Source organism: Sinorhizobium kostiense (assembly GCF_017874595.1).
In the GTDB taxonomy this organism is placed as follows: Bacteria; Pseudomonadota; Alphaproteobacteria; order Rhizobiales; family Rhizobiaceae; genus Sinorhizobium; species Sinorhizobium kostiense.
In genome coordinates this window covers 85,459-110,408 of record NZ_JAGILA010000004.1, presented here as the reverse complement: position 1 = coordinate 110,408, position 24,950 = coordinate 85,459, and the positions used below count along the sequence as shown (strand labels likewise).

Here is a 24,950-nt window from a genome sequence, read left to right as displayed (position 1 = left end):
ATGGCGCTTCATTTCGCCGAAGAGGAATATGCAAGCCGTCTGGCGCGGCTGACGGCCCGGATGCAGGAAGAGAGGCTCGACGCCATGCTCCTCTTCGCGCAGGAGAGCATGTATTGGCTGACCGGCTACGACACTTTCGGCTACTGCTTCTTCCAGACCCTCGTCGTCAAGAAGGATGGCTCGATGGTGCTGCTGACGCGCTCGGCCGATCTGCGCCAGGCGCGCCACACCTCGAACATCGACCGAATTGAGATCTGGGTGGACCGGGTCAATGCCGATCCCGCTATGGACCTTAAAAACCTCCTGAGCGAACTCGACCTGCTCGGCAGCCGTATTGGCGTCGAATACGATACCCACGGCATGACCGGAAAGGCGGCGCGCCTTATCGACAATCAGCTCTCCACTTTCGGTGAGCTCGTCGACGCCTCCATGCTGGTGAGCGGGCTGCGTCTCATCAAGAGCCCGGCGGAAATCGCCCATGTCGAAAAAGCCGCAAGCCTCGCCGACGACGCGCTCGAGGCGGCACTGCCGCTGATCCGGCCAGGCGGCAGCGAGGCAGATATCCTCGCGGCCATGCAGGGGGCGGTCTTTGCCGGCGGCGGCGATTATCCGGCCAACGAATTCATCATCGGCTCCGGTGCCGATGCCTTGCTCTGCCGCTACAAGGCGGGCCGGCGGACACTCGATGCCAATGATCAGCTCACACTCGAATGGGCGGGCGTCAGCGCCCACTACCACGCGGCGATGATGCGCACGGTGGTGATCGGCGAACCGAGCAACCGGCACCGCGAGCTCTACAGCGCCTGCCGCGAGACGATCCAGGCGATCGAAATGGTGCTGAGGCCCGGCAACACTTTCGGTACCGTATTCGACGTTCACGCCAAGATCATGGACGAACGCGGCCTCGCCCGTCATCGGCTGAACGCCTGCGGCTATTCGGTGGGTGCCCGCTTTGCGCCCTCATGGATGGAGCATCAGATGTTCCATGTCGGCAATCCGCAGGAGATCGAGCCCGACATGTCGCTCTTCGTGCACATGATCATCATGGACTCCGACAGCGGAACCGCCATGACGCTCGGGCAGACCTACCTGACGACCACGGACGCGCCGCGGGCGCTGTCGCGCTACGGGCTGGACTTCATAACTGCGTAAGGAAATCGTCCTATCGTTTTGGCGAGAATAGAAGAAAGCGCGGCATGTCGGCTTTCCGACAACGCCCATTCGAGCCGAGACGGTGGGAACAATGCGACAGCGGATCATGCCGATCGCCAGCCTTGGCCTTGCCGCAGCCCTGGCCGGCTGCAACACGACGGACGCGCTGATACCGCGGGTGGACGTCGGGGAAGGCAGCTTTCGATCGCCGCCCGTCACGCAATCCGACCTCGATGCCATGTCGGCACAGACGGCCGTGATGCCGGTCGAAAGCGTACCGCCGAACAATGCCGCCGCATTCTCGGCACAGCCGCATGTTGCGAGTCCGCCGACGCAGTACGCGACCGACTACACTGACTACACGGATCCGGCCGGCACGCTGGAGGACCAGGCAAGTCGCCTTGCCCAGGGCGGGGCACCCGTCCAGACCCTGCAGCCGCATGCGCCGCAAGCGCAAAGCGATCCTCCGCCACAGGAGACTGCCGCCCGTCAGGAGCCGCTGGAGCCAGAGCCAGCCGCGACGGCAGCCCCGGAACCGAAGCATGCCGCCCTGACGCCTCAAGCCACGAGCGCCGGCTCCGGCGGCATCCGTTTTCTGCCGATCATCGGTGCACCGGTCGAGGCCGTGACACCCCTCTCCAGACAACTAGCCGCTTCGGCTCGGGCAGAGGGATTGCCGATCAGGAGCTCCGGCGACACCACGAGCGACCATATCCTCAAGGGCTATTTCTCGGCCCTCAACGACGGCGGCAAGACGACCGTCGTCTATGTCTGGGACATCCTCGACGGCGACGGAAACCGCCTGCACCGCATCCAGGGACAGGATACGGTCGCAAAGACCGCTGCCGATGCTTGGGGTGCCGTTCCGCCGGAGACGATGCAGGCCATCGCCGAAAAGACGATCGCCGCCTATCTGGAATGGCGCCGCTCACGAGCCGGATGAGCCTACAGCGCCGCGCGCCTGATAAGACGCGCAAAGGCCACTGCCTCAACTTCCAATCGCTGCTTGCCGTTGTCCGTAGATCAGGACGCGATCTAAGGAGACATGCGGCGGCGCCGCAGGGCGCAAAGATTTTGGAATAATGGGCTTTGCGGCGCAGCAATCCACTTGCATTCACCTTCAGGGACGCTAAAAAGCGGCCGATCAGCTCTGACAGCGGCCATCCGCAGCGATTGCCGGCGATCGGAATGGCTCACGGACAATGCGCGGAAATCCCGTCCCGGATTGGGCCCGGACGGTAGCCGCGCCAGCTCAAGGCGGACCGTCAATGAAGGTTTTCGCAGGCAATTCGAACCGGCTGCTGGCCGAAGCGATCTGCAACTATCTCAATCTGCCGCTCGGCAAAGCAACGGTGAGGCGCTTCGCCGACCAGGAAATCTTCGTCGAGATTGGCGAGAACGTCCGCGGCGAGGATGTATTCATCGTCCAGTCCACCTCATTCCCGACCAACGATCATCTGATGGAACTGCTCATCATGATCGATGCGGTGCGCCGCTCCTCCGCCCGCCGCATCACCGCCGTGCTTCCGTATTTCGGTTATGCCCGCCAGGATCGCAAACCAGGACCGCGCACTCCGATCTCCGCCAAGCTGGTCGCCAATCTCATCACCGAAGCCGGTGCCGACCGCGTTCTGACCCTCGACCTTCACGCAGGCCAGATTCAGGGCTTCTTCGATATTCCGACCGACAATCTCTATGCGGTTCCGATCCTTGCGCGCGATGTCAAGGAACACTACGACTTGCAGAACGTCATGGTCGTCTCGCCCGACGTCGGCGGCGTCGTTCGCGCCCGCGCGCTTGCGAAACGACTCGACAGTCTTTTGGCAATCGTCGACAAGCGCCGTGATCGTCCCGGCGAGTCCGAAGTCATGAATGTCATCGGCGACGTCAGCGGCAAGGACTGCATCCTTATCGACGATATCGTCGATTCCGGCGGCACGCTCTGCAATGCCGCCGAAGCACTATTGAAAAACGGCGCGACCAGCGTCACCGCCTATATCACCCACGGCGTTCTCTCCGGCGGCGCGGTGGCCCGCGTCACCTCCTCGATGCTGAAGGAACTGGTGATCACCGATTCCATCCAGCCGACGACGGCGGTTCAGTCGGCCCACAACATCCGCGTCATCTCGACCGCCGCCCTCATCGGCGAAGCGATCAGCCGCACCAGCCAGGAAGAATCCGTCTCGAGCCTGTTCGACTGAGACGTGTGCTGAAAACGCCTTAACTAGGAATGAGGCCGCCCGTATCCCGCGGCCAACCACAAACCTTCTTCAGGCCCAGCGCGTGCGGTCAGCAAGTCGCGAGGGCAAAACGCCACAAGCGTATGTCGTCTGATCGGAGGTTCCCTTCTCCCCCATACGAGATCGCCTCGGCTCCAAGTGTCGAGCGAATACAAGCGCGTGACGCGATCGAGAGCCCCCTATGCCGTAGCCGCAAACTCGGTCCCTCCCGCAACGGCGTGTTACATGTCCACACTTGCTCATTGCGGACACTCGGACCAAGTGCAATATCATAGATAGCTAATATTCTATCGATTTTGCCCTTTCGCGCTAGCGCAGATCCAAAGGGTTACAGCCGACCTTTGCGTATCTGAAGACGCGCGACGCTGTAGACGAGAACGGCTCCACGTGGCCGCCGAGCTTGGGGCCGACTTTCGATAGGCTGTTCGTCAACCATCCGAGGGCACTAAGATGTTAGAACCGGACCTCACAAAGTTTATCGAGCAGGATCATCGGGCGTTGGATGCTTTCGTGAAGGGCAACCCCGAACCTCTGAAGGATCTCTACTCAAGACGGGATGACGTTATTATCGCCAATCCGTTCGGACCGCCTGCGAGGGGATGGGAAAAGGTCGCCGCGACCATGGAAAGGGCTGCGACCAATTACCGTGAGGGCGAAGCCACCGGCTTTGAGCGCATTTCCGACTACGCGACCGCGGACTTGGGCTACATCATCGAGATCGAGCGGTTCCGATCCAAGGTCGGTGGTGGGGACGAGATAGTGCCGCTTGAGCTTCGAGTCACCACCATATTCCGGCGGGAGGAAGGTGCATGGCGGATCATCCTTCGTCATGCCGATCCGATCACCTCGGCGCGCTCGCCGGAGTCCATAACCGGAGCGGAACTACCTTAGATGCCGCGAATCACTGGGCATGTGCTTTGCCTTCTCTCAAATGCATCTGGCGTCCGGTAAACGTCCGCTCCGCGTAGCTCGGCTGACTAGTCGGATGACCTGGTCGCGCCATTAAAACCGGCTGCCTCGCGAAGCACCCGTTGTGCCAATTGCAGGTCCGATGTCGCTAAGCCCTCGGAAAACTTGGCGCAGAGTGGCGCAAGCAGGTCATGAGCGTCGCCGCATCGGTTCTGCGCGATAAACAGTCGGGCGAGGCTCGTCGACGCCCGCAACTCCCATAAGTCAGCGCTTTGCCCTCGCGCCAGCTCGGCCGCATGCCGCAGCCGTGCTTCCGCCTCGGAATGATCAAACGCGGGCAGCCCAAGCATCAGCTCGCCCGTCAGCCGATGCAATTCCGCCTCGAACCACCGCTCGCCCGTTTCGCGCACTCTGTCCAGCGCGTCGGCCAGCAAATCCAAGCCCCGCTTTGCTCCCCCGGCATGGGTCTCGACGCGCGCGAGCAAACTTAAGAAGAATGGGATCAGAAATCTCGCTCCAGTCATCTGCCACGACGCCAAGCCTTCTTGAACCTGTGTGATGGCCGCTGGTAACTCACCCGTTTCTCCTAGCGTCCAACCTCGAACGATCGCACCTGCGCCGAGGAAGTGCGGAGAACCCTGCGCTCTTGCGAGCATGATTAGCGACTCTGCCCGATCTCGGGCTTCTCGCCTGTCGCCACGAAGCTGCGACAGGATGCAGCCGTAAAGCAGCGCGTAACCAAGTGTGTTTCGGTGGGAAAGTTTCCTTGCGTCCGCCAATGCCTCGTTGCTCCTCGCCTGGGCCTGCTCGGGACGACCGATAGCGAAGAGTGTCCAGGAGAGGACCGACAGCGCCGCCACCCGCGGGTCCTGGGCGAACAGGAACGCGAGAGAGCGGTGTTGCTGCGGGTCATAGAGGGCGAGCGACCGTTCCAGATATTCACGAGCAACAGTGATCTCGCCGCGAAGGAAGGCATTGGTTCCGACGATGCGGTTGCCGACGGTCTCACCGGACACATCCCGTTCTTCCTGCGCGCGCCGAAGCAGTTCCTCTCCTGCCTTCCTCCCCGCCTCCAGCTCGGCGCGCACGGCGTGGAAGACCCAGTCCCCGTAGAGGACAGGGAGGAGCCTGCTTTTGTCCCCCAGCCGCTCGCATAATTCGCGTGCTCGCGCATTGGCCCGGCCGACCTCTGGCGCTGCCCAGCCCTTGGCAGTCATTAGAGCGACGCTGAGAGCGACTTGCAGCTCAAGTTCCTGCCGCCATCGCGGGGCGTCATCAGGCAGACCATCAAGCAGCTCCAGCCCTCTTGTCAGATGGGTAATCGCTTCGGCCGTTGCCGAGCGCGCAATCTCTGCTTGCCCGGCTTTGAGCCAGTAATTGATCGCGGGCTCTAGCAGCCCCGCCTCCGCGTAGTGCTGGGCTAGAAGCTCGGGTTGCGTCCGGACCGTTTCCGGGAAGCGTTGCTCGATCGCTTTAGCGATCGCCGCGTGCAGCCGTTGTCGTTTCGTGCGCACAAGGGTCGCGTAGGCCGCGTCTCGTACGAGCGCGTGCTTGAAGCTGTAGGTCGCCTGCGGCGAAATCCCGTGGCGGAACACCAGTCCCGATGAAATGAGGTCCTCCAGTGCTTCCTCGACCTCACTCGTCTTCAACGGCGTGGTGGTCACGAGCAACTCATGCGAGAATTCTCGACCGATAGCGGCTGCCACCTGCGCTACCTCCCTGGCGGGCGCAAGTCGGTCGAGCCGGGCCAATAACGACTCCTGGAGCGTAGTTGGAATTGCGATCGCCGACAGCGGACTCGCGAGAGCATAGTGATCACCCTCGTCTTTGAGCAAGTTGGTCTCTATCACCGCCCGCGTCAGCTCTTCCACGAATAGCGGAACGCCGTCCGTTTTCGCGACGATTTGGTCAAGCACTTCAGTAGGCAGAGCCCTGCCGCCGGTCAGCGTCTCGACCATAGCTGCGCCTTGCCGACGGCTCAAACGACTAAGCGTCAATGAGGTGACATGAGGATAGCGCAACCACTGTGGCAGGAATTCGGAGCGGAATGTGATGAGCACCAGCACTGGCGAGGCCTGCACGTGCTCAACAACAAGATCCAGCAGTTCCAAGGAAGTCGGATCCGCCCAATGCACATCTTCGTACACTGCCAGGACGGGCTGATGCGCCGCTAGCCCGATGAGCTGATCGACTAGTACTTCCAGCGTTCGCTCCTTCTGGCGGTGCGGGCTCAACTCCAATCTCGGACAACGGCCGCCCGTTGGAAGCGAGAGCAATGCCGCAAACAACGGTGTAACGCCGGCGACATCGTCGGTCGAAAGCGCGAGCAGCGCTTGGAGCTTGTTCAGTCTCACGTCGGGGGCATCGTCTGTGGCGAAGCCAGCTGCCCGCTCCAGAAGGCCGATTACCGCATGAAGCGGGCTGGTCTGATGATAGGGCGAGCAGTAGTGACTCACAGTCGTATGCGGCTTGCTTTCCAGATGCCGGCGCAAGGCACGAACAAGGCGCGACTTGCCGATGCCGGGCTCGCCCGCCAGCAACACCACGTGGCCTTCCCCTTCTTTGACTGCTTCCCAGTGCTTCAGCAGGAGTTCTACCTCATCCTCGCGACCGACGAGCGGGGTCAGGCTCGGCCCGTGCAAAGCTTCGAAACGGCTTTCCGCAGAGCTTTCACCGAGCACGCGCCAGGCTGGTACGGAGGCAGGAAAACCTTTCAACGGGTGGAGGCCGAGTTCGGCGAGATCAAACAAACCCCGGATCAGCTGCCGGGTGGTGGATGCCACCACCACAGTTCCCGGCTCGGCGACACTTTGCAGTCGTGCCGCCAAATTGGGCGTCTCGCCGACTACCGTCTCCTCGCGCGCAGCACCTTCGCCAATCAGTTCGCCAACAACCACCAGGCCGGTCGCGATGCCGACTCGAGCTTGAAGCATCGTCCCATGCGGTGCTTGCAGATTACGCACTGCCTCGATGGCGGCAAGCCCCGCTCGCACCGCTCGTTCGGCCTCATCCTCGTGAGCCCGCGGATAGCCAAAGTAGGCGAGCACGCCGTCGCCCATGTACTTGGCAACGTGTCCCTCGAATCGCGCAATCGCGCCTGCCACCGCACCCTGATAGCCCCGCAGCAGTTCGCCCATCTCCTCTGGATCGAGTCGCGCGGACAGCGTGGTCGAGTCGACGAGGTCAACGAACATCACGGTGAGCTGGCGGCGCTCCGCCTCCGGGAGGATCACAGAAGTCCCGCGAACCCGGGCTGGACCGCTCGCTTGTTCAGCGACCTGACGCAGTGCGGCGATGGCAGCGAGCAGTTTACGGCGGTGCCCTATTGAAGCGACGCCGAGCTCAATCAGGTCCTCGGCCGTAAGATCCCCTAGCACTTCAGGATCGATGTCGTTTTGGCGGAACGCTTTTTCGTACTGCCCCAGCCCTTGATCGCGCAGCCAAGCACCGACGTCCATGGCTCCTCCTCCGTCTACTCGGAGTGCAAGGTTCTTGAGCATACTCCAGAAGCCTCTGAGCCGCACGACAAACCCTGTCAAATGGGGCACCATGGACTGCACCATTCTACTCGCCGGCTGATTGTCCGGTGCCCCGCAAGTCCACTGATTGCGGCTGGTGTGTTGGCCGAAGCGATGGCATGTCCGCCTTCTGTCCACGAACCGCAGCCACACTGGTTGGCGGGGGAAATCGCAGGAGTGCCATCACCCGCGATGGTCTTCCTACGGGACAGCAGGAGGAGGCTGCCGAACGGCAGTGCGACGATGAGCGCCAGTATGTTCAAGCTCATATTGCCGCGACAGACCTTTGAGAAATGTCGCGTGAGTGGCTTGCACCTCTAGTCGCTAGAGGGATTAGCAAGAAGATGTCGTCATTCAGGACGTCACTGGACCCCGCAAAGAACCAATGCCGGCAAGGAAAATTGTAGGACATGCAAAGCCATCACGATCATAGCGGCCACCATCATCGCGACGAAGGTTCCCACGGAGACCACTGCCATTCGCAGGGCGGCCTCGGCCACGTTCATGTGCCAGCGAGTTTCGGAAGGGCGTTTCTGGTCGGCATCGGGCTCAACACCGCTTTTGTCGCGATCGAAGCGCTGTACGGTATCTATGCCAATTCCATGGCGCTGCTGGCGGACGCAGGGCACAACCTGTCGGACGTTCTCGGACTGATCGTCGCATGGGTTGCCGTGGTCCTGACAAAGCGGCTGCCGACGCCGAAATTCACCTACGGCCTCGGAGCGTCATCCATTCTGGCAGCCTTGGCCAACGCCATGCTGTTGTTGGTGGCGGTCGGCGCGATCGCCTGGGAGGCAATCCAACGGCTATGGGAGCCGGCGCCGGTCGGCGGCATGACGGTGATGATCGTGGCGGGGATCGGAATCCTGATAAACGGGTTAACCGCCTACCTCTTCGCTTCCGGCCGCAAGGGCGATCTCAACATCCGCGGCGCCTACTTGCACATGATGGCTGACGCCGCCGTGTCGGCGGGGGTCGTCATCGCCGGGCTCTTGATCATGCAAACGGGTTGGTCCTGGATTGATCCCGCCGTGAGCCTCGTCATTGTTGCCGTCATCCTCTGGGGAACGTGGGGGCTTTTGAGGGGAAGTGTCACCTTGTCCTTGAACTCCGTTCCGGAAAACGTCGATGCGGACGGAGTTCGCGCATTCCTTAATCAACTGGAGGGAGTGACGGAGGTTCATGACCTGCACATCTGGCCGATCAGCACGGTCGAAACGGCTCTGACCGCTCATCTCGTGATGCCCGGCGGTAGCCCGGGTGACAAGTTTCTGTTCGACGTCCAGATGGTTCTGCGTCAGCGATACGAGATCGGGCACGCGACCATTCAAGTGGAAACCGGCGAACATGCCTGCCCACTGGCCCCTCGAGATGTTGTGTAGCTCCCGGGACTCGCCGCTCGCGCCTGACCGGTTCGTCCAGCGAGTCCTTGCGACGGCCGGCAAAACGGCCCAGTTCCAAAAGACGGACAAAGCCCCGGGCCCGATTTACGCCGGGGCCTCAGGGCTTGCCAGGCAGTCGCAATTCGGGTTCAGGCAATCTGATGGGGCTCGTATCCTGCCGCGCGGATGGTCTGCACGGCCACCGCCGCGTCCCCGTCCACGGTGACTTCTCTGGCCGCCAGATCAATAGAGATGGCTGTCCCAGGCATCGTCTTCTCGAAGGCCTTGCGGATCGTTCCTGCGCAGTGGTCGCAGGTCATCTCCTCCACCTTGAACCGAGTGCCGGAAGCGGCCGTTTCGCAAGCTTGGGTGGCGTTATCCTGATGCTGATGTTCTCCGCACATAGGCGATATTCTCCTTCTGGTTAGCAGTATCAGCATCCTGCAGTTTCCAACGGTCGGAAGGTCAAGCCGCTTTTTTCAGTTTTTTTCCCGAGGACGTTTTTTTCTTTTTCTGGCTTGACTTTCCCATCGTTGGAAGCCGTAGAACCAAATGCAGTCGCAAATTTCGGAGGAGCCGCCATGAGCCTGGCGACTGCGAACAAGAGTCTTCCGGCACCGGTTCACGTCGATGTCGTGGGTATGAGCTGCGCTTCTTGTGTCAGCCGGGTGGAGCGCGCGATTGGCGCCGTCCCCGGTGTAAAGTCCGCCTCCGTTAACCTGGCGACGGAGCGCGCGGAGATCAGTTTCGCCGGATCAGTCGATCTGGCGCAGGTCCTCAGCGCGATCCGTGGCGCCGGCTATGACGCCCGAACCGAAAGCGTGGAACTTGCGGTCGAGGGGGCGACTTGCGCCTCCTGCGTTAGGCGCATCGAGACGGCGCTGAAGCGAGTGCCGGGTGTGCTCGATGCGACAATGAACCTCGCAACTGAAAGGGCTCTTGTCCAAGTCGCTGCCGGCGCAATTCGTGTTCAGGACCTGCTGGTGGGGATTGAGCAGGCCGGGTACACCGCCCGTCCGGTGGCGGTCGAGAACCCGGAGGACCTCCAGGCCGAAGCCCGCGAAAGGGAGGCCCACAGCCTTTCCCGTGCGCTTACTCTCGCAGCCGTGCTGACGCTCCCCATCTTCGTCGTTGAAATGGGCTCGCACTTCGTACCCGCGATCCACGATTTCGTCATGGTCCATATCGGCATGCGGGAGAGCTGGTACGTGCAATTCGTGCTGGCGACCATCGTGCTCTTCGGACCGGGCTTCCGCTTCTTCCGCAAGGGAGTGCCTGCTCTCCTTCGCCGGGCGCCGGACATGAACAGTCTTGTCGCTCTCGGTACGGCGGCGGCGTGGAGTTACTCCGCAGTCGCCACTTTCGCGCCGACGGTCCTGCCGCACGGCACTGCCAATGTCTATTATGAGGCGGCAGCGGTCATTGTGACACTTATCCTGCTCGGTCGTTATCTGGAAAACCGCGCAAAAGGCCGCACTTCGGAAGCGATCAAACGCCTTGTCGGCCTTCAGGCAAAGACGGCGAGGGTCGTGCGCGACGGCGCGACGGTAGAGATCTCGCTCGATCTGGTGCAGGTCGGCGATTTGATAGTCGTGCGGCCCGGTGACAAGGTACCGGTTGACGGCGAGGTCGTGGAGGGCTCGTCCTATGTCGACGAATCCATGATCACCGGTGAGCCCGTACCGGTTGCAAAGAGCGCGGGCGCGGCGGTGGTCGGCGGTACGATCAACAAGACGGGCGCCTTCACCTTCCGCGCCACAAAGGTCGGCGCCGACACTGTGCTCGCCCAGATCATCCGGATGGTGGAGCAGGCCCAGGGGTCGAAGCTGCCGATTCAGGCGCTGGTGGACAAGGTCACGGCCTGGTTCGTCCCGGCAGTAATGCTCGCGGCCGCCGCCACGTTTCTCATCTGGCTTTTCTTTGGTCCGACGCCGGCACTCAGCTTCGCGCTCGTGAACGCGGTGGCCGTGCTCATCATCGCCTGCCCATGTGCCATGGGTCTCGCCACGCCGACCTCCATTATGGTCGGCATGGGCCGCGCGGCCGAGATGGGCCTGTTGTTCCGGAAGGGCGAAGCGCTGCAGACGCTCAAGGGCGCTGATGTGATCGCAATGGACAAGACGGGCACGCTTACGAAGGGCCGGCCCGAGCTCACCGACCTCCTTCCCGCCGAGGGCTTCGACCGGCATGAGGTGCTCGGACTTGTCGCCGCGGTCGAGACGCGCTCGGAGCACCCGATCGGGGAAGCCATCGTCGCCGCGGCCAAGCGCGAGGGACTCGTTCTTCCGCCGGTCGAGGATTTCGATGCCACTCCCGGATTCGGCGCCGAGGCACGGGTTGCGGGCCACAAGATCCACGTCGGCGCGGACCGGCTGATGGCGAAGCTCGGACTCGATGTGTCCGCATTCGCTGGCGAAGTCGATCGGCTTGGTGACGAGGGCAAGAGCCCGCTATTCGCGGCCATCGATGGGAAGGTCGCCGCGGTGATCGCCGTGTCGGACCCGATCAAGCAGACGACCATCGAGGCGGTTGCCAGGTTGCACGAGCTCGGCGTGAAGGTCGCGATGATCACCGGCGATAACCGAAGGACGGCCGAGGCGATCGCTCGCCGGCTGAAGATCGACGAGGTCGTGGCCGAGGTGCTACCCGACGGAAAGGTCCAGGCGCTCGAAAATTTGCGCGCCGGTAACCGCAAGGTGGCTTTTGTGGGCGACGGCATCAACGATGCGCCGGCTTTGGCGGCCGCCGATGTCGGCATCGCAATCGGCACCGGCACGGACGTGGCCATCGAGAGCGCCGATGTCGTGCTGATGTCCGGCGATCTTCGTGGTGTTCCCAATGCCATCGCTCTTTCGAAGGCGACGATCCGCAACATCAAGGAGAACCTGTTCTGGGCCTTTGCCTACAACACCGTGCTGATCCCGGTAGCAGCCGGCGCGCTGTTTCCCGCCTATGGTCTGATGCTCTCGCCTATGATCGCAGCCGGCGCCATGGCGCTGTCCAGTGTCTTCGTTCTGGGCAACGCGCTGCGGCTCAAGCGTTTCCGGGCTCCGATGAAATTCGATGCGGTGCGGGCTGACGGGAGCGGCCGCCTGGCTGCGGCGGAATAGCGACGGGTCGGCAGGAGGTATTGCGATGGGAACGTTGGTTCGGATCCGCCAGGTGGGCCGGGAGATATCGGTAGCGGACGAACGCACCATCCTGCAAGCAGCCCTGGAGCACGGCATTGCCTACCCACATGGCTGTCGCTCGGGTCGCTGCGGCTCCTGCAAGTCACGATTGCTAAAAGGTGAAGTCGACTTGCTGCCGCATACGCCCTTTGCCCTGACACCCGAAGAGCGCGATATGGGTCTGATCCTGGCCTGCCGGGCACAGCCGAAGACAGATGCGACGGTCGCTTGGCTGGGCAGCGAGGAGGACCGGGCGGATCATCCGGTGCAGGTCCTCAAAGCGAAGGTCCTATCGCTGGATGACGCCACGCATGATATAAAGCGGGTGAGACTTTTGCCGGAAGGCGGCGTGCCGCTCGCCTTTAGCGCTGGGCAATATGCGCAGCTTTCCTTTCCGGGCGCACCGATGCGCGACTACTCCATGGCAAACCAGCCGGGCGAAAGAGAACTTGAGTTCCACATACGTCGCATTCCCCATGGCGCGGCGAGCGAGCGGGTCGCCAGGACAGTGGCCGTCGGAGACGAGGTGACGGTTCGCGGCCCCTACGGCAGCGCGTTCCTGCGCCAGCGTCACACTGGGCCGATACTGGCCATTGCCGGCGGATCGGGCATGGCGCCGATCAAATCCATCGTGGAGACGGCGCTGAACCACGGATTTCGACAGCCTATCCACTTGTACTTCGGCGTGCGGCAGGAGCGGGACCTCTACCTCGTGGAGCATTTCCGGACCTTGTGCGAGCACCATCCGAACCTGGCCTTTATCCCGGTGCTTTCGCAAGTCGAGCATTCGGTTCGTTTCCGCACGGGCACCGTGACCCAAGCCCTTGCGGAGGATCTGCAGGACCTCGACGGTTGGCAAACCTACATGGCAGGCCCGCCGGCAATGACCGACAGCGTGACGCCGGTCCTTCTCGAGCGCGGACTTCAGCGGGACGGGCTTCATGTTGATGTGTTCTTCACCCCTGAGGCGGCGCGGGCGGAACACGAGTTGGAGGATGTGAAATGAACATTGGCGATGTCTCCAAAGAGTCTGGTGTCTCCACCAAGATGATCCGTTACTACGAGCAGATCGGGCTTATTCCGGCAGCGCATAGAACCGAAGCGGGTTACCGCATCTATCGCGACAATGATGTGCACAGGCTGCGATTCATTCGGCGGGCGCGGGATCTCGGCTTCTCCATGGATCAACTCACGCAGCTGATGGCGCTGTGGTCGGATCGCCACCGTGCCAGTGCCGACGTCAAGCGCATCGCGCGCGAGCACATCGCGGAACTGGAGCGGAAGATCCACGAGTTGCAGGCAATGACCGACGCGCTGAAGCACCTGGCCGAGCATTGTCATGGCGATCAAGATCCAGAGTGCCCGATCCTCGAGGATTTGGCGGGCGCGATCGAGGTTGAGGCGAGGCACGCGGACCTGACGCGCTTTGGCGCGGGCGGCGCCGATCCCGTGCGCCGGAAGAAGGAAATCCAGTGAGGGGCCTTTTCGGGAGAGATCAGAAATGAAAATGCCACAGCTTTCACGTCGTCGCTTCCTCACGTCTTTCGCAGCCGCTGGCATCGCAGCTGCCAGTCCGTCATGGCTGATGCCGGCAGGACCCGCCTTCGCCGGGCCGGCAACGCTGCTCAAGGCAGGGCGAAGGACCATCGAGGTGAAGCGCCGCGCGGCCACGGTCTACGGCCTGACGCAGGCTGATGGCACGCACGGGCTGGTCGCGGAGGCCGGCAATTCGTTCCGAGTGCGGCTGGAAAACGGGCTCGACGAGGAGACGCTGATCCATTGGCACGGCCTGACCCCTCCGTGGAAGCAAGACGGCGTTCCGGAAATCTCCCAGGCACTGCTTTCCCCAGGCGCCGCGCACGACTATGACTTCCCTCTGGCCCGGGCCGGCACCAACTGGATGCACTCCCATCACGGACTGCAGGAACAGGGCCTTTTGGCCGCGCCGCTCATCGTCCGCGACCCTGGCGAGGCCCGGGACGACGTGCAGGAAGTGGTCGTTCTCTTCCACGATTTCACGTTCCGCGATGCGACCGAGGTGCTGGCCGGCTTGCAGGGTGGCGGGCAGGCTGCCCAAGCACAGGCCGCGCCCATGGACCATGCCGCAATGGGCCACGCCGCGATGGGTCATGGCACTCCGACGCCCGCAGCAGGCGGGCATTCCGGCGGAAGTGGCGTAGCTGCGCCCGCAGGTCCCCACCTGAACGATGTCGAATACGACGCCTTCCTCGCTAATGACCGCACGCTTGATGATCCCGAGGTCTTCCAGGTGGAGCGCGGAGGGCGGGTGCGCCTGCGGCTGATCAACGGGGCTGCAGCGACAAACTTCTGGATCGACCTTGGCGGGCTCGATGGCCGCCTGATCGCGGTCGACGGAATGGCGGTCGAGCCGATCAGCGGCCGACGCTTCGAATTCGCGATCGCGCAACGCCTCGATATCGCGCTCGACCTGCCAAAAAATGAAGGCGCATGGCCGATCTTTGCCATCCGCGAGGGAGATCGTGTGCGCACTGGTTTCATACTGGCCACCTCGGCCGGCGCTGTAAAACGCGCCAGCGGAGAAGCAGACGAAGCCGCCGCCGCCGTAGGGCTCGCGCTCGAAGGAAAGCTGCGCGCTGTGCAGCCACTGGCGGGACGTCCGGCCGACCGCGAGCACACGGTCACCATCACCGAGGCGCCCGGCTATGTCTGGATGCTGAACGGCAAGAGGAGCGGCGAAGCTGCACCGCTCTCGGTGTCCAAGGGAGAGCGCGTCGAGATCACCTTCCGCGATCAGACCACGATGGCGCACCCCATGCATCTGCACGGCCATCACTTTCAGGTGGTTGCCATCAACGGCAAGCGGTTTCCGGGCGCGGTGCGCGACACCGTGCTCGTGCCGTCGCAGGGCAGCGTGACTGTCGCTTTCGATGCAGTGAACCCAGGCAAGTGGCCGCTTCACTGCCACCACCTCTACCATATGATTGGAGGGATGATGACCGCGATTGAGTATGAATCGTAGGTATCAATAATAGAATCATCGTTACAAAATAGAGGTGCCATGAAAAAACCCCGACTACATCAGGAGTTCGTTTCGGGTATTATTTGCGTTCCATTGTTATTCCGGAATTTTAATTGATAAATAGCACGAAATTCTGCTTGATAACTTGAATTTAGCACATTGTTCTTTATCGGATATATTAGACTTTAGTAATCGAAATGGCGGCCGATTGAAGGAGTGTGAGCGGAGGTCCAGCGTGGCCTTTGCTAAAACGAACTGCAGCCAGCCAGTGAGCGCAATAAGCCAGAGGGGGCAGGCGCTCGCCAGAAACGGGAGCAGTGATAGAGCTCCCCCAGAAGCTGATCTGCGGCGGAATTGAAGCTCCTTCTTCGTGACACAGTGGCGGCAGGGCAACTCGCAGCCGGTGCGTGAAAATGGGAGGACGACATGTTGGCAAGACTGCTTCAACGTCTCTTGATTTTAGGCCTGATGCTCCTCGGCGTCTCGCTCATAGCTTTCCTTGTGCCGTTTGTAAGCGGTGGCGATCCGGTGCGGACGATCCTGATGTCACGGGTCCGCGACCTTGCCGTCGATCCTGCAGCCGTGGAGGCAATGCGCGTGCATTTGGGACTCGATCGGCCGCTGCCGGTGCAATATGGCACCTGGCTTTGGCAGGCGCTCCAGGGCGATCTGGGTTATTCGTTCACGAGCGGCAGGCCTGTTGCCTCGGAGATCGGGCGGGCGCTCGGTGTGTCTGTAACGTTGGCGCTGACGGCGCTCGGCATTGCCGCGGCCGTCGCCATACCGCTGGGCACCTTGGCGGCAACGCGGCCCGGCGGGACGGTCGACAGCGCCACGACGCTGATGATTCAGACCTTCGTGGCGACGCCGGAATACTGGCTGGCGCCGATGGGCATTCTCGTTTTCGCGCTTTACCTCGGATGGCTGCCGTCGGCCGGCTGGACGAGCTGGAGCTCGCTCGTGCTCCCAGCAATGGTGTTGTCGCTGCGCCCGATGGCCTATTTCACACAGGTGACGCGGGCCACCATGATGGATGTTCTGCAAGCTCCCTACATCACGGCAGCGCGCAGCCGCGGCCTCAGCATGCGCCAGACGGTCATGCGCCACGGGCTGCGCAACGGCTCGTTGCCGGTCGTCACCTTCTTTGCATTGTGGCTGGCCGGACTCCTCGGCGGCTCGGTCGTGATCGAGGTCATCTTCGCTATCCCCGGCATGGGGCGGCTGCTCTATGAGGCTGTCGTCAATCGCGACGTGCCGATGCTGCAAGGTGGTTTCGTTTCCATCGTGGCACTGTCAATCCTCATCAACACAATCGCCGACATTCTCTATGTCGCGCTCAACCCGGCAGTGAGGTCAGGCCATGCGCATTGACAACGCTTCACAAGCAGCCGCCGCCGGCTCACTTCTGCATGTGCCCCCTAGACGCACGGCCGCGCGGCGCCTTTGGCGGTTCCTCCGCGGACGCCACTGGACTTTCCGGACAGGGATAGTGATCCTGGTGGCACTCGTGGTGACGCTGATCCTGGCGCCGTGGATCGTTCCGCATGATCCCGCCGTGCAGAACCTGATTGCGCGGCTATCGCCGCCGAGCGCGGAGCACTGGCTGGGCACGGACCATCTCGGGCGCGACCTCCTCAGCCGCCTTCTTGTTGGCGGTCGCTTCACCGTCACCATAGCCATGATCACGGTCATACTGTCCTTTGCCATCGGCACGCTGATCGGCGTCGTCGCCGGACGCGTCGTAGGCGGCCTGTTCGATGAGATCACGATGCGCGTCGTCGACGTCCTGATCTCGATCCCCGACGTCGTGGTGGCAATCTTCCTCGTTGCCATTTTCGGCCCCGGCTATCTGACGCTGATCGCCTCGCTCACCGTCATCGGCTGGACGCCGTTTGCGCGGCTCGCCCGCGGGCTGACCCTGGCGATCAACTCTCAGGGTTACATCCAGGCGGCGGAGGTGCTGGGCTGCAGCCGGTCCTTCATCGTCCTCCGCCACGTCATTCCGAACATCATCCGGCCGATCGCGGCGGTGAGCTTCCTGCGCTTCGGCCACAAGCTGATCACGGTCGGGGCGCTCTCCTTCCTCGGGCTCGGCGTACAGCCGCCCGCAGCCGACTGGGCGCTGATGCTGGCCGATGCACAGCCCTATGTCGAGCGGCTGCCGATCCTGATGATTGCGCCGGGCCTGGCGATCTTCGTGGCTGCGCTCAGCGTCACCTGGATCGGGCACGGGCTGGAGATCGAATCCAGAGATGGAGGCTCAGGCGATGAATAAGAGAGACGAACCGTTGCTGGTCATCGAGGACCTCAAGGTCGCCTTTCCGGGTCAATCGGCGCCGGTGATCGACGGTCTCAGCCTGACGCTCGACCGTGGCGAGGTTCTGGCGCTAGTCGGCGAATCGGGCTCAGGCAAGAGCATGACGGCGCTGTCGCTCATGCGACTGCTGCCGTCCGGCGGTGCCATTACCGGCGGGCGAATCCGCTTCGACGGCGAGGACGTCCTGTCGCTGCCGGACCGGCAGATGAACCGGCTGCGCGGCGGGCGCATGGCGATGCTGTTCCAGCAGCCACAGGCGATGCTCGATCCAACCTCGCGGGTCAGCGCCCAGATCGCCGAACCATTGCGGCTGCATCGCGGCCTCGGGCGGCGGGCGGCCATGGGTCGGGTGCTCGACCTCTTGCGCGATGTTGGAATCCCCGATCCGGCGGTGCGGGCTCGGTGCTTCTCGCACGAACTGTCAGGCGGCATGGCGCAGCGCGTGATGATGGCGGCGGCGTTGAGCGGGGATCCGGACATGCTGATCGCGGACGAGCCAACGACCGCGCTCGACGTCACCGTGCAGGCGCAGATCCTGCGGCTCATCGACGAGGAGAGGCGCAAGCGCAACCTGGCGACGCTGCTCATCACCCACGACCTCGCCGTCGTCGCCGCGCTCGCCGACCGGGTAGCTGTAATGTATGCCGGACGGATCGTCGAGGAGGGACCGGCCAAGGCCGTACTCGAGTCGCCGCAACATCCTTATACCCAGGCACTAATGCGCTGCTCGCTGCTGGTTCCGGATCCGCATGGGCAATTGCTGTCGATCCCCGGCTCGGGGACCCATGCGCGGGAACTGACCTGCGGCTGCCGCTTCCATCCCCGTTGCAGCGCGGCGTCGCAGCACGGCCTCGTCAGCCGGTGCATGCGATCCGAGCCGGCGCTCAAACCCGATGCCGATGGCCATGTAACGCGCTGCTGGGCCGTCGAGACCGAAAAGGAGACGGCCGCATGAACAGCCACACGCTTTTGCGAACGGTTACCGGGGATACCCAGCCACCCGCCAGCCAGGCCGTTCGACCGCCGCTTGTCGAGATCGAGCACCTTGCCAAGCACTACCACCTCGGCCTGTCGTTCTCGGTCAAATCTGTTGACGGTGTCTCTTTCACCATTGGTCAAGGCGAAGTGCTCGGCCTTGTCGGCGAGTCGGGCTGCGGCAAGAGTACGATCGCCCGCCTGTTGACACGCCAGACATCGCCGACAAGCGGCCAGGTGAAAATAGCCGGGCAGGAGATTGCTGACGTCAGCGGCGAGGAACTGAAGCGCCTTCGCCGCACCGTGCAACTCGTCTTCCAGGACCCTTTCGGGGCGCTCGACCCGCGTATGCGGATCGGCACGAGCATGGAGGCGCCGCTCGCGCAGCACCGCATCGGGACTCGCGAGGAACGCCGCGAAAAGGTCATGCGCATGCTCACGGAAGTCGGCTTGGATGAAAGCTTCTACGAACGCTACCCCAGGCAATGCTCGGGCGGACAATTGCAGCGCGTCGTCATCGGTCGGGCCCTGCTCCTCGAGCCGAGCTTTCTGATCTGCGACGAGCCGACATCGGCGCTCGACGCATCGATGCGCACGCAGATCCTCAACCTGCTAACGGATCTGAAGCGGCGCCACGGCCTGACCATGCTGATGATCTCTCACGATCTCAGGGTGGTGCGCCACATCTGCGACCGCATCGCCGTGATGTATCTGGGTCGGATCGTCGAGGTCGCCGACCGTGATGCGCTCTTCAAGACGCCGCGCCACCCCTATACGCGGGCGCTCATCGCCGCATCCATGCTTGATCGGACCGGACTCTATGCACCGGAGATTCAGTTGCGCGGCGACCTGCCCAGCCCACTCAACCCGCCCCTCGGCTGCCGTTTCCACACCCGCTGCGCCCACGCCCAGGCAAAGTGCTCGCAGGCCGAGCCGGAATTCGAGGCTGCTAGCGAGAGCCATCAGGTGCGCTGCCATTTTTGGCGGGAATTGCAGCCTGACAGGTCGGCAGAGGCGGGCTCGCCCTAGAGAAGGTCGAAAGGAAAGGAGGTTAGCTGCCATCCCGAATGACAGCGCACGGCCGTCGGTCGGAGGCCGACGGTGCGGAACTGGTCGATACCAACAAAATAGGAGGAGGAACAGAAGATGAAAAGATGTGCTCTGGTGGCGGTGTGCGCGACGGCATTGTCCTCAAGCGCCATTGCCCAGGAAGGCAAAACGCTGACCTATGCCGATTTCCAGCCGGTTCAGACCAACTGGCAGATGGCCAGCGACGATTCTTATTTGGGCAGCCGCGCCGGCTGTTTCGAGACGCTTGTGCGCCTCAACTGGCAGCTGCAGCTTGAACCGGGCCTCGCCACGTCGTGGGAACAGGTCGAGCCGACGGTGTGGGAGTTCACTTTGCGTGATGGCGTCAAGTTTCAGGACGGTGCGCCCCTGACGGCTGAGTCGGTGGCCGGCGCGCTGAATCATCTGCTCGCCGCAGAGATGCCGGCGCGGCCCTTCTCGCCCAAACTGATCAAGTCCGTGGAAGCTGTCGGGGAGAAGGTGGTCCGCATTACCACCCATACCCCTTCGGTTCTGCTTCCGGCGCAACTTGCTGCGCCCAACACCACGATCCTGTCGCCGGCCGCCTATCAAGGCGCGACGATCGATCCCGTCGGTCGTTGCACCGGTCCCTTCGAGATCGTCGAAGTCAAGCCAAAGGAGTTTCTGAAATTCAAGCGCAATGACAATTACTGGGGCGGCAAGCCCGCGCTCGAGGGAGGCACGGTGGTTTTCATTCCCGATGCCAACACCCGCATGACTCAGGTTCGAAGCGGCGAGGCCGATATCGCGCGCTTGATCCCGCCGCATGGCGTAAAGCAACTGGAAGGGGCGCCGGGGATCGATCTGATACGGCTGAAGACCCCGCGCGTGACCGAATTGCTGCTCAACAACAAGAAGGAGCCGCTCAACGATGTCCGCGTTCGCCGGGCCATTCAGGCCGCAATCGACGGCGAGGCGATTGCCGCCAGCGTCTATGAAGGCACGGTGACGGCTGCGGCTTCTCCCTTCTCGCCCGAGGATCCTTGGGCGCCGAAGGATCTCAAGCCGATCTACGATCCGGCGCGCGCCAAAGCGTTGCTGGAGGAGGCCGGCATCCGGCCCGGGCAATTGCAGCTTGAACTTCTGGCTTATACGTCAAGAACCGAAATGAGGGACATTGGTGCCATCATCCAGGCGCAACTTGGTGAAATCGGCATCAAGGTCAATCTGCGCGTGGCCGAATATACTGCCATCGAACCCCAGATGATCTCCGGCGACTATGACATGGCGCTGATGTCGCGTGGCTATCTCACAGACATTGCCGATCCCTTCGGCTTTCTGACAGCGGATTATTCCTGCGGTGGCAGCTACAACATGTCGCATTACTGCTCGGAAGAAGTCGATGCACAGATCGAGAAGGCATCCTCGCTCAGCGACCCGCAGGCGCGCTACGATATCTATGCGCAGCTTGCCAAGAAATTCTTCGATGAGGCGGTCACTGTCTATCTGGTGAACGAGACGTCTTTCGACGCCCGTAGTGAGCGCGTGAAGAACTACGACATGCATCCTCTGGTCTACTACCTCATGACCAAGGATCTTTCCGTCGAATAACTGTTATCTCGGGATCGCGCGGGCTTCTGTTCCGAGCGATCCCACGCCGACGCAATCTCTCCCCGCGCACTTCAGTCCATGCGTCGGCAGGCGCAGTTATGCGCGTGAGTCCCTCGGAACGGCCGGATTCCAGAAGCTGCAGGCGACTCAGATGCTCAGTGTCCTCTCCAACCCGACCTACCGCGCCTTCTACTTGGCACAAGTCGCCTCGCTCGTCGGCGCGGGACTGGCTACAGTGGCGCTCGGGCTGATGGCCTTCGAACTTGCCGGCAGCGGGGCCGGTGCCGTGCTCGGAATGGCGCTCGCCTTGAAGACGCTGACCACGGTCGGGCTTTCTCCCTTCGTTACCGCCGGGCTCGAGCGGTTCTCCAGGCGCAGCGCACTGATCGGGCTGGAAATCGCCCGCGGGGCGGTGATGTTCATCTTCCCATTCGTCACGGAGGTCTGGCAGGTCTACGTTCTGATCGTACTGCTGCACTCAGTCTCTGCCGGTCTCGTGCCGACCGTGCGAGCCACCATTCCCGACATCCTGCCCGACGAGAAGGACTACACCCGCGCGTTGGTACTCACCCAGCTCTCCTACGACATGGAGACGGTGGCGAGTCCCCTGCTTGCCCTCCTCCTCCTGAGCCTCGTCCCGCTCGATGGGCTTTTCTTGGTCGCTGTCGGAGGCTTTTTAATTTCGGCGGCGCTGATCGCGTCCATCTCCCTCCCGGCGCACAACGCTTCTGTCAGCCTCGGCGTTGGCGCACGCGCGGTGAAGGGTCTCCGACTCTACCTCGTCACTCCCATGCTGCGATCTCTCCTTGCTCTCACCTTCTGCGCGGCCACCGCCAGCGCCATGGTGCTCGTCAACACGGTTGTCCTCGTCCAATCGGAACTCGGCTTGGAGCCGGAAGCCGCAGTTCTCGCACTCGCTGTATTCGGCGCTGGATCGATGACGGCGGCCGTCCTTATACCGAGGCTGCTCGACCGCTTTCCAGAGCGTGTCATCATGCTGGCGGGCGCGTGTCTCTGCGCGGGCGGTCTGGGGGCCGGTGCCGCAGTCAGCAGTTATGCAACGATCCTGCTGCTCTGGTTGGGCCTTGGGGCGGGTTACGCATTGATCCTCACCCCGGCTGGCCGACTGGTCGCGCGGTCGGCAGGCAGGTCGGACCGGTCGGTTCTCTTTGCCGCCCAGTTTGCCTTGACCCACGCTTGCTGGTTCGTTGCCTATCTGACGGCGGGCATGGCGGGTGCGGCTGTCGGCATCGCACTCACCTTCGCAATTCTCGCCGCCATGGCCGCAGCCGGGCTGCTCGTCGGCTTACGTGTCTGGCCCGCAGATCATGCCGTAGCGGCTGCCGTCTGCAACGATCCCCACGACCAATGAGCACCACCGGTGGGACCAAACAGCCTCTCCAGGCCGGAGTGTCTCCGCTCAGCATTGAGACTTGCACGCCTCGCCCCCGCCGAAGAGGCGTGAGCGGGTGAGGAACCGCTTCTCGCGACCATTGTCGAGCGAGAACATGCCGCCCCTGCCCGGCACGACATCGATGATCAACTGCGTGTGCTTCCAGACCTCGTACTGGCTGGCACTGATATAGACGGCAACGCCATCGATTTCGCCGAGTTTCACATCATTGTCGCCGACGATGTAGTCGTCGGCCGGGTAGCACATCGGCGACGAGCCGTCGCAGCAGCCGCCCGACTGATGGAAGAGAATGTCCGGGTGATCGCGCCGGATTTCGCGAATGAGATCGATGGCCGCGTCGGTCGCAAGCACGCGCGGCTCGCCATTTGTTTCCGTCATCATTTCCTGCCTCCCTCTACGCCCGACAGGCCCCCGATAGGAAATCGGGAGCCCGCCGGGAGGATCACCGGCGGTCGCCGGCATCACGACATCCACAATGAGGATCAGAAGAAGCCGAGCGCCTTCGGGCTGTAGCTCACCAGCATGTTCTTGGTCTGCTGGTAATGGTCGAGCATCATCTTGTGCGTCTCGCGGCCGATACCCGACTGTTTGTAACCGCCGAAGGCGGCATGGGCCGGATAGGCGTGGTAGCAATTCGTCCAGACTCGGCCGGCCTGGATTTCGCGGCCGAAGTGGTAGCAGCGGTTGGCGTCACGGCTCCAGACACCGGCACCGAGGCCATAAAGCGTGTCGTTCGCGATCGCCAGCGCCTCGTCTTCGGTTTTGAAGGTCGTTACCGACACGACCGGCCCGAAGATTTCTTCCTGGAAGATGCGCATCTTGTTGTGGCCGCGGAACACGGTCGGCTTGACGTAATAGCCGCCCGCAAGCTCGCCTTCGAGCGCGTTACGCTCGCCGCCCGTCAGCAGCTCTGCCCCTTCCTGCTTGCCGATGTCGATATAGGAGAGAATCTTCTCGAGCTGCTCGCTCGACGCCTGCGCGCCGATCATCGTCTGCGGGTCGAGCGGGTTGCCCTGGCGGATCGCCTCGACTCGCTTCAACGCCCGCTCCATGAAGCGGTCATAGATGCTTTCCTGGATCAGCGCGCGGCTTGGGCAGGTGCAAACCTCACCCTGGTTGAGCGCGAACATGGCAAAGCCTTCGAGCGCCTTGTCGAAAAAGTCGTCGTCCTCGTTCAAGACATCGGCGAAGAAGATGTTCGGCGACTTGCCGCCGAGTTCGAGGGTCACGGGGATCAGACTCTGGCTGGCATATTGCATGATCAATCGACCGGTCGTCGTCTCGCCGGTAAACGCGATCTTGGCGATGCGTGGACTGGTTGCCAGCGGCTTGCCGGCCTCTAGGCCGAAGCCGTTGACGATGTTGAGCACGCCGGGCGGCAACAGGTCGGCGACGAGTTCGGCGAGCACCAGAATGGAGGCGGGCGTCTGCTCGGCCGGTTTCAACACGACGCAATTGCCGGCGGCCAGTGCCGGGGCCAGTTTCCAGGCGGCCATCAGGATCGGGAAGTTCCAGGGGATGATCTGACCGACGACGCCGAGCGGCTCATGGAAATGGTAGGCGATCGTGTCGTGGTCGATCTCGCCGATCGAGCCCTCCTGGGCGCGGATGCAGGCGGCGAAATAGCGGAAATGATCGATCGCCAGCGGAATGTCCGCCGCCATCGTCTCACGGATCGGCTTGCCATTGTCGAAGCTCTCGGCGCGCGCGAGGAGCTCGAGATTGTCCTCCATCCGTGCCGCGATCTTCATCAGGATGTTGGAGCGCTCGGTCGTCGAGGTCCGGGCCCATTTGTCCTTGGCGGCATGCGCCGCGTCGAGCGCAAGTTCGATATCGGCCGCATCGGAGCGGGCGACTTGGCAGAGCGTGCCGCCGGTGATCGGCGTCGTATTGTCGAAATAGCGGCCGGCCACGGGCTCGCGCCACTCGCCGCCGATGAAGTTTCCGTATTTGTGCTTGTACGGGCTCTCGACGATCTTCTGATGCAGCATGACTTCCTCCCTTTGAAAAGACAGCACTCCGATTGCTGTTAAAGGAAGGTGATGCCAAACGGCGATTTACGGTAGAGGGCTGCCGAAGCCGGCAATGCCATCTGTTTCAGAATTGCGACAAGCGGGGCGGGGTAGTCGTGCTGCAGCGCAGCATCGGTCAGAGGACGCCCGCATTCCGCTGCCGCGACCTTTACCCGAAGGCGGGGAGAGGGCTATGGTGAGGGCATCTCTCGATGATGTC

Annotated in this window: 19 protein-coding genes; 15 read left to right on the top strand and 4 right to left on the bottom strand. The window is 62.6% G+C overall.

The genetic code is table 11. The annotated features are described in order from the left end of the window. The 4 genes from J2Z31_RS15860 to J2Z31_RS15845 all read left to right on the top strand — a co-directional run bounded on the left by J2Z31_RS15860 (position 1) and on the right by J2Z31_RS15845 (position 4,283). Positions 1–1,152 carry a M24 family metallopeptidase gene (locus J2Z31_RS15860; protein WP_209602537.1) on the top strand — a complete coding sequence of 384 codons (1,152 nt, stop codon included), beginning with the start codon at positions 1–3 and terminating at the stop codon, positions 1,150–1,152. A gap of 91 nt (positions 1,153–1,243) precedes the next feature. Next, complete coding sequence (locus J2Z31_RS15855) at positions 1,244–2,095, top strand: hypothetical protein (protein WP_209602536.1); 852 nt, start codon at positions 1,244–1,246, stop codon at positions 2,093–2,095. A 325-nt stretch (positions 2,096–2,420) separates the two neighbouring features. Next, on the top strand, positions 2,421–3,353 hold the full coding sequence (locus tag J2Z31_RS15850) for a ribose-phosphate pyrophosphokinase (RefSeq protein WP_209602535.1): 933 nt from the start codon (positions 2,421–2,423) through the stop codon (positions 3,351–3,353). 489 nt (positions 3,354–3,842) lie between these two features. Then, positions 3,843–4,283 (top strand): YybH family protein, encoded by a 441-nt coding sequence (locus tag J2Z31_RS15845; RefSeq protein WP_209602534.1) that lies wholly within the window; start codon positions 3,843–3,845, stop codon positions 4,281–4,283. Positions 4,284–4,369: 86 nt separating this feature from the next. Here J2Z31_RS15845 and J2Z31_RS15840 read toward each other — a convergent pair whose 3' ends face one another. Continuing rightward, positions 4,370–7,759, bottom strand: coding sequence for an AAA family ATPase (locus tag J2Z31_RS15840; protein WP_209602533.1), 3,390 nt, complete (start codon positions 7,757–7,759; stop codon positions 4,370–4,372). Positions 7,760–8,229: 470 nt separating this feature from the next. Here J2Z31_RS15840 and J2Z31_RS15835 point away from each other — a divergent pair, with 470 nt between their 5' ends. Beyond that, a complete protein-coding gene (locus J2Z31_RS15835; RefSeq protein WP_209602532.1) occupies positions 8,230–9,201 on the top strand; it encodes a cation diffusion facilitator family transporter in 972 nt (323 codons plus the stop codon). Positions 9,202–9,350: 149 nt separating this feature from the next. On the opposite strand, the gene J2Z31_RS15830 is transcribed toward J2Z31_RS15835, so the two are convergent. Then, positions 9,351–9,605: a heavy-metal-associated domain-containing protein gene (locus J2Z31_RS15830; protein WP_209602531.1), complete on the bottom strand. Its 255-nt coding sequence runs from the start codon at positions 9,603–9,605 to the stop codon at positions 9,351–9,353. 177 nt (positions 9,606–9,782) lie between these two features. On the opposite strand from J2Z31_RS15830, the gene J2Z31_RS15825 reads away from it, so the two are divergent. The 10 genes from J2Z31_RS15825 to J2Z31_RS15780 all read left to right on the top strand — a co-directional run bounded on the left by J2Z31_RS15825 (position 9,783) and on the right by J2Z31_RS15780 (position 22,676). Then, on the top strand, positions 9,783–12,311 hold the full coding sequence (locus J2Z31_RS15825) for a heavy metal translocating P-type ATPase (RefSeq protein ID WP_234939473.1): 2,529 nt from the start codon (positions 9,783–9,785) through the stop codon (positions 12,309–12,311). Positions 12,312–12,336: 25 nt separating this feature from the next. After that, positions 12,337–13,377 carry a 2Fe-2S iron-sulfur cluster-binding protein gene (locus J2Z31_RS15820; RefSeq protein WP_209602530.1) on the top strand — a complete coding sequence of 347 codons (1,041 nt, stop codon included), beginning with the start codon at positions 12,337–12,339 and terminating at the stop codon, positions 13,375–13,377. Then, positions 13,374–13,847 carry a Cu(I)-responsive transcriptional regulator gene (gene cueR / locus J2Z31_RS15815; RefSeq protein ID WP_209602529.1) on the top strand — a complete coding sequence of 158 codons (474 nt, stop codon included), beginning with the start codon at positions 13,374–13,376 and terminating at the stop codon, positions 13,845–13,847. The genes J2Z31_RS15820 and cueR overlap by 4 nt, the downstream gene beginning before the upstream one ends. A gap of 31 nt (positions 13,848–13,878) precedes the next feature. Further along, entirely contained in the window at positions 13,879–15,372 is a 1,494-nt protein-coding gene (locus J2Z31_RS15810; RefSeq protein WP_209602958.1) for a multicopper oxidase family protein, read from the top strand. A gap of 426 nt (positions 15,373–15,798) precedes the next feature. Continuing rightward, on the top strand, positions 15,799–16,743 hold the full coding sequence (locus J2Z31_RS15805; protein WP_209602528.1) for an ABC transporter permease: 945 nt from the start codon (positions 15,799–15,801) through the stop codon (positions 16,741–16,743). Further along, complete coding sequence (locus J2Z31_RS15800; protein ID WP_209602527.1) at positions 16,733–17,647, top strand: ABC transporter permease; 915 nt, start codon at positions 16,733–16,735, stop codon at positions 17,645–17,647. The genes J2Z31_RS15805 and J2Z31_RS15800 overlap by 11 nt, the downstream gene beginning before the upstream one ends. After that, positions 17,640–18,644, top strand: a complete 1,005-nt coding sequence (locus J2Z31_RS15795) for an ABC transporter ATP-binding protein (protein WP_209602526.1) — start codon at positions 17,640–17,642, stop codon at positions 18,642–18,644. The genes J2Z31_RS15800 and J2Z31_RS15795 overlap by 8 nt, the downstream gene beginning before the upstream one ends. Continuing rightward, the gene (locus J2Z31_RS15790; RefSeq protein ID WP_209602525.1) at positions 18,641–19,693 is read left to right on the top strand and encodes an ABC transporter ATP-binding protein; all 1,053 of its coding nucleotides are present in this window, start codon (positions 18,641–18,643) and stop codon (positions 19,691–19,693) included. Before J2Z31_RS15795 ends, J2Z31_RS15790 begins: the two co-directional genes overlap by 4 nt. 117 nt (positions 19,694–19,810) lie before the next feature. Beyond that, the gene (locus tag J2Z31_RS15785) at positions 19,811–21,304 is read left to right on the top strand and encodes an ABC transporter substrate-binding protein (RefSeq protein ID WP_209602524.1); all 1,494 of its coding nucleotides are present in this window, start codon (positions 19,811–19,813) and stop codon (positions 21,302–21,304) included. A 151-nt stretch (positions 21,305–21,455) separates the two neighbouring features. Further along, entirely contained in the window at positions 21,456–22,676 is a 1,221-nt protein-coding gene (locus J2Z31_RS15780; protein WP_209602523.1) for an MFS transporter, read from the top strand. 48 nt (positions 22,677–22,724) lie between these two features. Here the strand turns inward: J2Z31_RS15780 and J2Z31_RS15775 are convergent, their stop codons facing one another. Both J2Z31_RS15775 and adh read right to left on the bottom strand, forming a co-directional pair. Continuing rightward, on the bottom strand, positions 22,725–23,099 hold the full coding sequence (locus J2Z31_RS15775) for a DUF779 domain-containing protein (protein ID WP_408022038.1): 375 nt from the start codon (positions 23,097–23,099) through the stop codon (positions 22,725–22,727). A 101-nt stretch (positions 23,100–23,200) separates the two neighbouring features. Beyond that, on the bottom strand, positions 23,201–24,709 hold the full coding sequence (gene adh, locus J2Z31_RS15770; protein ID WP_209602522.1) for an aldehyde dehydrogenase: 1,509 nt from the start codon (positions 24,707–24,709) through the stop codon (positions 23,201–23,203). Positions 24,710–24,950 lie beyond the last annotated feature (241 nt).